General features: G+C 46.9%; 12 protein-coding genes and 1 pseudogene. 8 read left to right on the top strand and 5 right to left on the bottom strand.

Annotated features, from left to right (window positions below; all coding sequences use genetic code 11):
- The 4 genes and pseudogenes from ACH2BK_RS09660 to ACH2BK_RS09645 form a co-directional block, all read right to left on the bottom strand.
- A pseudogene (locus tag ACH2BK_RS09660) lies at positions 1-1,311 on the bottom strand (methyl-accepting chemotaxis protein); the annotation flags it as partial.
- Positions 1,312-1,440: 129 nt separating this feature from the next.
- Positions 1,441-2,613, bottom strand: a complete 1,173-nt coding sequence (gene carA, locus ACH2BK_RS09655; protein WP_395003700.1) for a glutamine-hydrolyzing carbamoyl-phosphate synthase small subunit — start codon at positions 2,611-2,613, stop codon at positions 1,441-1,443.
- Positions 2,613-3,164: a DUF507 family protein gene (locus ACH2BK_RS09650; protein ID WP_394998083.1), complete on the bottom strand. Its 552-nt coding sequence runs from the start codon at positions 3,162-3,164 to the stop codon at positions 2,613-2,615. Before ACH2BK_RS09650 ends, carA begins: the two co-directional genes overlap by 1 nt.
- Before the next feature lie 57 nt (positions 3,165-3,221).
- On the bottom strand, positions 3,222-3,962 hold the full coding sequence (locus ACH2BK_RS09645; protein WP_395003698.1) for a protein-disulfide isomerase: 741 nt from the start codon (positions 3,960-3,962) through the stop codon (positions 3,222-3,224).
- Positions 3,963-4,034: 72 nt separating this feature from the next.
- Between ACH2BK_RS09645 and folK the strand changes: the two genes are divergently transcribed.
- The 8 genes from folK to ACH2BK_RS09605 are packed head-to-tail and all read left to right on the top strand — an operon-like array spanning position 4,035 to position 10,023.
- On the top strand, positions 4,035-4,532 hold the full coding sequence (gene folK / locus ACH2BK_RS09640; protein ID WP_394998087.1) for a 2-amino-4-hydroxy-6-hydroxymethyldihydropteridine diphosphokinase: 498 nt from the start codon (positions 4,035-4,037) through the stop codon (positions 4,530-4,532).
- Between the two features lie 13 nt (positions 4,533-4,545).
- On the top strand, positions 4,546-5,997 hold the full coding sequence (flhF, locus tag ACH2BK_RS09635; RefSeq protein WP_395003696.1) for a flagellar biosynthesis protein FlhF: 1,452 nt from the start codon (positions 4,546-4,548) through the stop codon (positions 5,995-5,997).
- Between the two features lie 8 nt (positions 5,998-6,005).
- The gene (locus ACH2BK_RS09630) at positions 6,006-6,893 is read left to right on the top strand and encodes a P-loop NTPase (protein ID WP_395003693.1); all 888 of its coding nucleotides are present in this window, start codon (positions 6,006-6,008) and stop codon (positions 6,891-6,893) included.
- A gap of 11 nt (positions 6,894-6,904) precedes the next feature.
- Entirely contained in the window at positions 6,905-7,234 is a 330-nt protein-coding gene (locus ACH2BK_RS09625) for a hypothetical protein (protein ID WP_394998091.1), read from the top strand.
- A gap of 33 nt (positions 7,235-7,267) precedes the next feature.
- Positions 7,268-7,969: an RNA polymerase sigma factor FliA gene (locus ACH2BK_RS09620; protein WP_394998092.1), complete on the top strand. Its 702-nt coding sequence runs from the start codon at positions 7,268-7,270 to the stop codon at positions 7,967-7,969.
- Positions 7,962-9,026: a flagellar motor switch protein FliM gene (gene fliM, locus ACH2BK_RS09615; protein ID WP_394998094.1), complete on the top strand. Its 1,065-nt coding sequence runs from the start codon at positions 7,962-7,964 to the stop codon at positions 9,024-9,026. The genes ACH2BK_RS09620 and fliM overlap by 8 nt, the downstream gene beginning before the upstream one ends.
- An 8-nt stretch (positions 9,027-9,034) precedes the next feature.
- Positions 9,035-9,856: a flagellar motor switch protein FliY gene (gene fliY / locus ACH2BK_RS09610; RefSeq protein ID WP_395003691.1), complete on the top strand. Its 822-nt coding sequence runs from the start codon at positions 9,035-9,037 to the stop codon at positions 9,854-9,856.
- A 2-nt stretch (positions 9,857-9,858) separates the two neighbouring features.
- Positions 9,859-10,023 carry a hypothetical protein gene (locus ACH2BK_RS09605; RefSeq protein ID WP_395003689.1) on the top strand — a complete coding sequence of 55 codons (165 nt, stop codon included), beginning with the start codon at positions 9,859-9,861 and terminating at the stop codon, positions 10,021-10,023.
- Positions 10,024-10,091: 68 nt separating this feature from the next.
- On the opposite strand, the gene ACH2BK_RS09600 is transcribed toward ACH2BK_RS09605, so the two are convergent.
- Positions 10,092-10,256 (bottom strand): hypothetical protein, encoded by a 165-nt coding sequence (locus ACH2BK_RS09600; protein WP_395003687.1) that lies wholly within the window; start codon positions 10,254-10,256, stop codon positions 10,092-10,094.
- Between the last annotated feature and the right edge of the window lie 71 nt (positions 10,257-10,327).

The raw sequence follows: 10,327 nt of genomic DNA, 5'->3' as shown, positions 1-10,327 counted from the left end.
GACGCGATTAAGCTCTGGGAGATCGTTACCTATGGCAGTTGAGAGCAAGTCTAGGAGTTGATTGACTGAATCTTTTAGTGTGTTTAGCTGGGGATTGGCTGGATTTTTGTCAATGCGTGCGGTGAGATCGCCATCTTCTACGGCTTTGGCAGTTTGCGCAGCCTCGGCGATGGCTTGCTCATCTTTTTGCAGTGAATCTTTAGTGCGCTCGATATTGGCATTAATCACCCTCGCCATCGCGCCAAACTCATCTTTAGAATTATAATCTATCGGCTCTGCCTGCTCGCTCTTGTGGCTCACAAAGTCAAAGAAAGCGTGCAAGCCCCTTTGGATTGTCCCAAGTGGCTTGAGATAGCGCGACATAAGGAAAAATATCACCACACCCATCACAATCACGATGGTTATCGCCACGACTGCTTGGATAAGGGCGGTTTTTCTAATGGGCGCGTTGATGATCTCTACCGAGCCCGCTCCGCAAATGAGATACTCAAAATCCCCCTTGATACTTTGGCACACCCCAAACCTCTCATCGCCATTATCAAGGCGCGTGTAGAAAAATTCATTGAGATCCCCAAACTTTTTGTGCATATCCGCGAGTATAGGTATATTTGGTGTGCTCTTCATAAGTATATCAGGATCGCTAGCAACAAAGGGTATTTGATCTTTGCCAAAGACAAAAACCCTGCCTCTGAGCTTTTCAAAATCTGTCTGTATATCGGTGAGCAGCGCGTCAAAGCCAAGCACACCTAGCAGCCTCTCGCCCTGATAAAGCGGTATGGAGTAAGTAAAAGATGGGAGCTTGGTCACGCTATCTTCATACACATCGGTTACATACACGCCCTTTTTCTCCACCGCGCCCTTATACCATTCCCTTGTCGTGGCGTTGTAAGCAGAATCTGCCGTGTTTGCTCCGCGCCATCGGAAGCTTTTGTGCTCTTCATCACTCACCGGATCGCTTGTGATCATACTCCCATCAGGAAGCCCCACATACGCCGCTAGAGCATTGCCCCCGGCACGCACGGCTACGAGCATATTGCCTAGCTCCTCGCCCAAAGCCTCGCGATCTGCAAACTTCTCTCTTGGTATCTGCGCGACAAAAGGTGCCATTTTCTTAAGACTCTCGGTGTGCGCGGTTTTGAATCCTTCAAACAAAATATAGCCCGCTGCGACATTTTCCTTTTCGCTTTTGAGGATAAAAGTGCTCAAGTCCTGTTTGGTAAAATAAAAACCAATGGTGGCCAAAATAATAAGTGAGATAGCTAGCGTAACGCCAACAATAAGTGATAGTTTTGATTTGATACTTTTCATCATTCCCCCTCCTGCGTCAAAAAGCAATATGCGATACTAAAAGCAAAGGGTGGGATTATAGATTAAAAACACATAAGGTATTTTTAAAAATTTTGTAAAGTCGTGCGCTAGCCCTAGAATCTAGTCCGAGGCTTAGGCTCGATCGCGCACCATCGCCGCAAACTCGGCGAAAAGTCTGCGCGCCTCTTTAGGTCCCGGGCTCGCCTCTGGGTGGTGCTGGACAGAAAAGATGGGCTTGTTGTGGTATCTAAGCCCCTCAATCGTGCCATCAAAGAGATTTCTGTGCGTAACCTGCGCAATAGATTCTATAGAATCTGGCACGGAGTAGTTGTGGTTTTGCGCGGTGATTTCGACTTCTTGGGTGATGAGGTTTTTTACGGGGTGATTGCCTCCGTGATGTCCGAATTTTAGCTTAAATGTCCTAAAGCCGTGCGCGATGGCTAAGAGCTGATGTCCTAGGCAGATTCCAAACATAGGAATGCCTGAATCTATGAGCTTTTGTATCTGCTCAACTTCCTTTGTGAGCACGAGCGGATCGCCCGGTCCATTGGAGAGAAACACCCCGCCTATCTCGCCGCACTCATATCGCCTAAGCACCTCGCTAGCACTAAAGTTATAAGGAATCACTTCGACTTCTAGCCCCACGGCGTTGAGCTCATTTAGGATATTGCGCTTGATACCAAAATCTATAGCGACAATCTTCTTATCCCACTTGGGCTTCTCATAGCTAAAGCTCTCAAAGCTAAAGACAGAATCTTGGTGCGTATAGGGCGTGGGCGTGGAGACTTGCTCGATATAATTGATGTCTTGGATATGGGGTGCGGCTGCTAACTTGGCGGCGAGCGATGGGGCGTCGTGTAGCTGCGTGCTAGCTATCATCATCATAGAGCCTTGTTTGGTGAGCATTTTGATAAGCGCGCGCGTATCCACGCCGCAGATTCCTATGATATTTTGGGATTTGAGAAACTCCCCTAGCGACTGCGTGGCGCGGAAGTTTGAGTAAAAGTCGTTGTAGTTTGCCACAATCACGCCCTTGCAAAAAATCTGCCTAGATTCTGTATCTTGGGGATTCACACCCACGATGCCAATCTCTGGCATACTAAATGTGATAAACTGCCCCGCATAGCTCGGATCGGTGATGATTTCCTCATAGCCGCTTAGCGAGGTGTTAAACACCACTTCGCCCACTGCACTGCCCTCTGCGCCAAAGCTCTTAGCCTGCAAAAACACGCCGTTTTCAAAATACAGAGAGATTGTCTGGAGATTGCTTGCTGTGCTAGCTTGCGAGGGGCTTGATGTCGGCATTAGGCAAGCCCTCTCTTGCGCAATTCCTCTTCATAGAGTTTGGCAAACACGATCTCATATTCCTCGCTCCCATACACAAGCTTTCGCTTGTATTTCTCAAGTTTTTTGAGCACTTCTTCCTCGCTCCTCTCATAGATTTTGGAATACTCGTTGATGGACTTGTGGATAATGTTTTTGATGATGATGTCTGAAACCTTAAAGTCGATGGCATCCTCTTCTAAGAGGCTAGCTAGAATCTGATGTGAGAGATCGCTGCAACGCTCGTCCCATCGGAGTGAAAAATTCTTTTCTTGCGCGATTTGGCGTTTAAACATTCTAAACATATCGCTCTCATCCATTCGATACACTTCAATCTCATCAGTGTATTCCTCGAGTATCTCTCTGGCTCTCTCATCGATAGCGCGCTCGGCTTGGATATTTTCTTGCAATACACGCAGTGCGATGTCGCTTAGAGATTCTAGAGAGCCGCTAAGGGTTACAAAACTCGCATTCGCCAAATCTAGGGCGACTTTATTTGCGATATATGGGGCGTGCTGGGCTTTTAATCTCATAGAATCTCCTTGGGCTAATTTCTTAAAATTGTAACGCGCTTAAGGTAAAAAAAGGCTTTAGTGCTCTCTCTCATAGATATAGGGCACAGACTTCACACCCGCCGCGCTCACGCGCTCATTGAGATTCAAAATATCGCTAAAATCATCATTTTGGTATTTTGCTGGCAGTTCATAGCCTTTTTTGAAAACCTCTTGGAGCAGGGCGACTTTTGCCTGTGTATCGGGCAGGGCGGCTAGCCGCTCTCGCAGCATAGAGGATTTGAGCGCAGAATCTTTGCCCAAAAATCCAACAAGCACCACATACACATTGCTATCTTTTAAGCGGCTTTGGAGGCTTTGGATCTCTTTTTGGCATCCCGGGCAGTTGGGATCTGCGATGATATAGGTAATTTTTGAGGATTGATTTGATGAGGGGAGCATTACCATCTCGTGATCTTTGAGCGATTGGAAAAGCTTGGCGATATCCTTGCCATCGGCTTTTTGGTTATTGCCTTGGGTCTGCTTGATGAAGTTTGCCACATCCACAGAATCCGTGAGATCTTGGGAGAAAAAGACATTTGTCGCGCCAAACACCAAACTCGCGTCGCTTGTGACAAACAATGGGACTTTGAGGTCGCCTGTCTGCACAATTACGAGCTTAAGAGATTCAGAGCTTTTGAGATCTCGCACGCTTAGGACTTTGACATCTTGGGAGGTGCGCTGCTTGATAAGGGCGGTGAGCTTATTTTCAAAACTAGCACTTAGGGCTACACTCGCGCATATAGCGAGCCAAAGGAGGACTTTGCCAAAGGGTTTCATACACATTCCTTGCTTTAAAAATTTAGCCTATAATTGTATTTGCTTTTTACAAATAATCACAAAAGGTTTGGCGTGAATCTCACACTAAGCGCGAGCTGCTGCTATCCTAAGACTTTCTTACACAAAAATACGCACACCAAATCTCCACATCAAGCCCCACATAATGAAATCCTGCTCGGCATAGGCGGCAACCAACCCCGCACACTTAGGGCGTTTAAAAACCTCTTTAGAATCTTACGCACTCATCCCAAAATCTCGTATATAGAATCTAGCCCGCTCCTGCACAATCCCGCGTTTGGATTTGTAAGCCAGCCGCCATTTTATAACGCCACGCTTTTGCTTCACACCACGCACAACCTCACCGAGATTTATGCGCTTATTTTCTACCTAGAGAGACGCTTTGGGCGTCCCAAAAAACGCGCATTCAAAAACGCCCCGAGAATCCTCGATATCGATATAATTTTTTTTAACAAATTGATTTTAAAGCGAGCTTATCTTACAATCCCGCATTCACATTGGCAAAACCGAGAGAGCGTGTGCATTCCGATGAGTTTTCTCTCTAAAGACTGACTAAAGGGGCGTTATGGCAAAAAAACTACACACTTTTATGGGAGAAACTCCTGCAGAAGCGATGAAAAAGGCTAGAGAGAGCTTCGGAGAGGACGCGCAAGTCGTGCAGACAAAGGAAGTGCGCAAAAAATCGCTCAACCAAGCGGGATTGTATGAAATGACGGTAATGGTCGATGAAGATATACCTGCGAGTGAGGGGCTAGATTCACAAAATATCGTGCAAAATAGCGTGCAGCAGCGACTAGAGGAGATCGCCAAACGCCAGCTTGCCAAAAAGCGCGAGGAAAAAGAAAAAGGGCTTGATGAAGTGAGCTTGCAGCTAAGTGACGCGGTGCGTGAGATCTCACAGATTGCCAATGTCCCCACCAAGCTCCCAAGCACGCCGCCCCAAACGCCCCAAAAAGTCGCAAACAACCTCCCCAATGCCAATCCCTACAAAAGTGCTGCCACCGCCGCTCCGGTAAATCTCTCCCAAAAAGATGTAGATTCTAAAATCGAAGATATGCAGCGCATACGCATAAACCAAGCAAACCTAGAGCGCGGTGAGCTTAGAGAGATCCGCCAAGAGCTTGATAAGATTAATGACAAGATGAAGATTATCCAAAATATGTTTTGGGAGGAGCGCGCGCCAGAGGGGCTAAACATACCCCAAGAATTTGCAGAGATTTATAGAATCGCCAAAAGCAGCGGTATGAACAAAGAGCATTTGGATATGATTATGCGCCTAAGCCTTGAGCTTATGCCCCTAAGAATGCGTGAAAACTCCACGATGATAAAGCGGTATTTTCGCGAGGTGCTGCGCAAAATGATTTATTGTCGGAGTGAGAATCTCCAAGTGGGACAAAAGCGCATAATGATGCTTGTGGGTCCCACGGGTGTGGGCAAAACCACGACTTTAGCCAAGCTCGCCGCGCGCTACTCGCTGATGATGGAAAAACGCCACAAAGTGGGTATCATCACGCTTGATACCTATCGCCTCGCCGCAGTCGATCAGCTAATGGCGTATGCGCGTATGATGCGCCTTAGTATCGATACGGTAGTCGAACCCGATGAGTTTGGCAAGGCAATAGATTCACTAAGGCATTGTGATTATATCCTCATCGATACCGCCGGGCATTCCCAGCACGACAAGCAAAAGCTTGAAATGCTAAAAAGCTATATCAACAACGACTACAAAATCGATGTCTCGCTCGTGCTCGCGCTCAATGCCAAATACGAGGACTTGCGCGATACTTATAGTGCATTTAGCGGGAGCTTGGAGCTTGATACACTCATCTTTAGCAAACTCGATGAGAGTAGAAATTTTGGCAATATGTTCTCACTCATCTATGAAACCAAAAAGCCCGTGAGCTACCTCTCTATCGGGCAGAGCGTGCCAAACGATCTGCTTGTGGCGACAAATGATTATCTCGTGGATTGCCTACTAGAGGGCTTTAGGAAGCCTCAAGAGAAGCAAAACCTCTAGGAAGTGCTATGCAAGCCCACCAAGCCAGCGCCCTCCAAAAGCTCGTCCAATCCCAATCTAAGCGGCAGCATAGCACCACGCGCTTTGTGGCGATCACAAGTGGCAAGGGTGGCGTGGGCAAATCCAGCATAAGTGCCAATCTCGCCTACGCGTTGTGGAAAAGGGGCAAAAAAGTCGCAGTCTTTGACGCGGATATCGGGCTAGCAAATCTCGATCTTATCTTTGGTGTGAAAACTCCCTACAATATCCTGCACGCGCTTAGGGGCGAAGTGGGGTTTAATAAAGTGGTGCATACCATCGAGCAGGGGCTCTATCTCATTCCGGGCGATAGCGGCGATGAGATTCTAAAATACGCCAATACCGGGGTTTTGGAACGATTTGTAGAAGAGAGTGATATTTTAGATTCTATCGAGTATATGCTCATCGATACGGGTGCGGGCATAGGTGGTGTAACGCAGCGATTTTTGGACGCTAGTGATATGCTCATAGTCGTTACGATGCGCGATCCCTCCGCGCTCACCGATGCGTATGCCACTATCAAGCTAAATGCTAAGAGCAAAGACGATATCGCGCTCATCATCAATATGGCACAAAGCCCCAAAGAGGCTAAGGCAGTGTATGAGCGCATACGCGGTGTGGCACTAGAGAGGATACCCTCGCTGCACTTGCATTATCTAGGATTTTTAGCCCAAAGCCAAGTCATCTCACAAGCCACGCGCGCTAGAGAGTTGTTTTACAAAGCCCAGCCTCTCTCGCCCCCAAAGATTCAGCTTGATGAGATCGTGGGGCAGCTCCTCGCTTTAGAATCTAAGCTCTTTTCTATGGAACAAAATATGCTTTCACAATCCCAAAGCGCATTGGGCTCTTTTTTGAAAAGAATGCTTGGCTATTTGTAGGTGGGGGAGCGATGAAGCCTGATAATTATATGAGCTTTGGCATTGTTTCTGGGTTTTTTATCGGACTTGCATTTTCGATTGTGAAGTTTGAAGATCCCGCGTTTATGGTTATTTGGACGATCATTACCACCATTGGAATCTACCTCATTATCGCTGTGAGTATCGCGCTGTATTTTTGGTTTTTGGACTTTAGCAGATCGAGTGTGAAAAAAGACAAGCTAGAGCAAAACCTAGAATACTACCGCCTAGAGTTTGACAAGCGCGAACGCGAGGTGGCAAAGATCCGCACATTCCTAAAAAGCATAGAATCCGATCACGAGGAAGAGAGTGCCAATGCCTAAAAGCCCAAAAATACGATACAAAAGGTAGCAGGTATGCCAAAGAGAGCAGACGCTTATAATCAGAATCTTAAATTTGCTCAAGATGAGCTTGCTACGCAGTATTTGCCGGCTGTCAAAGCGATGGCGTTTCGCCTCAAAGAGCGGCTACCAAGCTCGATTGATGTGATGGATTTAGTCTCTATCGGGGCAGAAGAGCTCGTAAAGCTTGCGAGGCGTTATGATAGCTCGATTAACGACTCCTTTTGGGGCTTTGCCAAGACGCGCGTCAATGGTGCAATGCTAGATTATCTGCGCTCGCTTGATGTGCTCTCGCGCTCTAATAGAAAGCTTGTCAAAAGCATAGATTCTGAAGTCTCTAAATACTTCAACCAATACCAAGAAGAACCAAGCGATGAGTATCTCGCTAAGGTGCTCAATGAAGAAGTCTCAAAAGTCAAAGAAGCGCGTATGGCAAGCGATATCTACGCGCTCGTGCCCATCGATGAACAATACAACGCCATTATCGGGGATAATATCCTAGAGGATTTGCAGCAAGAGGAGCTCATCGAGATTATTGCTAGGATTTTGCAGGGGCTAAGCCAAAGAGAGCAGATGATTATCCAATTGTATTATTTCGAGGAGCTAAGCCTTAAGGAGATTAGCGAGATTTTGGGCATTACAGAATCCAGAATCTCACAAATCTCAAAAGAAGTGATCAAAAAGGTGCGCCTCGCGCTAGGAGAAGTCAATGGCTGATATCCTAAGTCAAGAAGAGATAGACGCGCTCCTAGAGGTAGTCGATGATGGCGGCGACGCCGAGAGTTTAGAAAAAGAAGATGTCCTCCACCAAAAGCAAGTAACGCTCTATGACTTCAAACGCCCAAATCGCGTGAGCAAGGAGCAACTGCGCGCCTTTAAGAGTATCCACGACAAAATGGCGCGCTCGCTCTCCTCGCAGATTTCAGCCGTGATGCGCTCTATCGTGGAGATTCAGCTCCATAGCGTGGATCAGATGACTTATGGGGAATTTTTGATGAGTTTGCCTAGCCCCACGAGCTTTAATGTCTTTTCAATGAAGCCACTGGAAGGCAGCGGCGTGCTAGAGATAAATCCAAGTATTGCCTTTCCAATGATAGATAGGCTACTAGGTGGCAAGGGCGATCCGTATGAAAACGCGCGGGAGTTTAGCGATATAGAGCTCAATTTGCTTGATACGATTTTGCGCCAAATGATGCAAAATCTCAAGGAGGCGTGGAGCTCGGTTACGGATATTTTCCCAAGTATCGATGCCAAAGAATCTAGCCCCAATGTCGTGCAAATCGTGGCGCAAAATGAAATCGTGATTATGGTGGTAATGGAGATTATCATCGGGCATTCTAGTGGTATGATGAATATCTGCTATCCCGTAATCGCGCTTGAGACGGTGCTCTCTCGCCTAGCCACACGCGATCTAATGCTAAGCGATACCAGCTCCAAAAAATCGCGCAACAAAGAGCTCCAAGCCCTCGTGGCGGGGGCGAATGTCGTCGTCTCTGCCTTCATTGGCGAGACGGATCTCACGCTGCGCGAAGTGCTCGATCTGCAAGTGGGCGATATCGTGCGGCTTGATAGCGTGGCTGATGATACGGTGCGTGTGTGTATCGATGGCAGGGAAAAATACATCGCCACGATTGGCTTGCAGCGTTATCGCAAAACAATCTGCATCAAAGAAGTGATCAAAACCGAAAAAGATTATGTCAAAGAAGTGCTTGAGATGCTCGAAGCACAGCGCAAAAACAAAGTCATCGATCTCGAGGCAGAAGAGAGTGAATAGGAGAGAGTATGAAGCAGTTTCTTGATTTGGTAATCGCCGAGACAACCGCCACCATCGAGGGGCTAATGGGGCGCAACGCAAGTGTGGAGCACACGCGCGACAATAATGTCAGCCTCGATATGCTCCCGCCAAGCTATGGCATAGCCTACCTCACAGCTAGCGGGGAGGGCAGTGGCGAGCTTGCAGTAGTGATCCCCGCAGATATGGGTAGCGCACTATCGGATATGATGCTAGGGGGCGAGGGCGAGAGCAAGGCGGAGCTAAGTGGCGATGATCTCGACGCGCTCAAAGAGATTGTGTCTAATATCTTTGGGGCGATTGCGACCAATCTAGGCTCACAAAAAGACTTGCCTAAGCTAAGCTTTACCTGCACACAAATGGATTTTATCCAACAAAGCATTGATTTGAGTAGATTCCAAAAAGCCTATATCTTTCATTTTTCACTAGATTCTATTAATGCAGATTTTATCCTGCTCGCTTCAGAATCTTTTGTGCAGCTTTTTGAGCCAAAGGCGGCTAACAGCGAGCCCCAAGCTCCAGAATCCCACGCGCTCTCTGCCACGGAGTTTAAAAATATCAGTATGATTTTAGATGTCCGCCTCAATGTCAAGGTGCGCATCGGGCAGAAAAAAATGCTCTTAAAAGATGTGATTTCTATGGATATAGGCAGCGTGATTGAGCTAAACCAGCTTGCCAACGATCCGCTAGAGATTTTGGTAGATGACAAAGTCATAGCGCGCGGGGAAGTGGTGATAGTGGATGGAAACTTTGGGATACAAATTACCGATATTGGCTCTAAGCGCGAGCGGCTTGAGCAACTACGCGGGTAGGCGTGTGGATAGCGCACGAGATTTTGCATTGCCCAGCCGGCATATCCACAGCTAGACAATCAAGGGGTTTTGCGCAAGCTAGGGGCTATGAGGAGATAGAATCTAGCTTAGCAGAATCTAGTATTTGCTTGGAGTTAATTTTACAGAATCTCAATCTAGGTAGCTAGATTCTGTAATACCGCAAATCCAGAGCTGCGGTAAGTGAGTTTGTGTTTAGTTTAGAATCTTAGTGCTTTTAGAGATAGGCTTTGAGCTTTTCATCACTAAGAACTTCATCAAAAACAAATTTTGTCAATCCTCTATTCTCAAATATGAAGTCCAAAAAATTTTCAAAGTCTTCATTGTTTTTTGCCAACTCATCTATCATAAATGGATCGAGGCTTTGCCAAATAACATACATAGTGCGTGTGGTAGCACGATGCCTAAACAGAATCTAAAGATTCTAAAGCTTTAGATTCTGCCATTTTTGCG

It is taken from the genome of uncultured Helicobacter sp., from assembly GCF_949282165.1.
Classification (GTDB): domain Bacteria; phylum Campylobacterota; class Campylobacteria; order Campylobacterales; family Helicobacteraceae; genus Helicobacter_F.
This window is presented reverse-complemented; position numbering and strand designations above follow the sequence as displayed.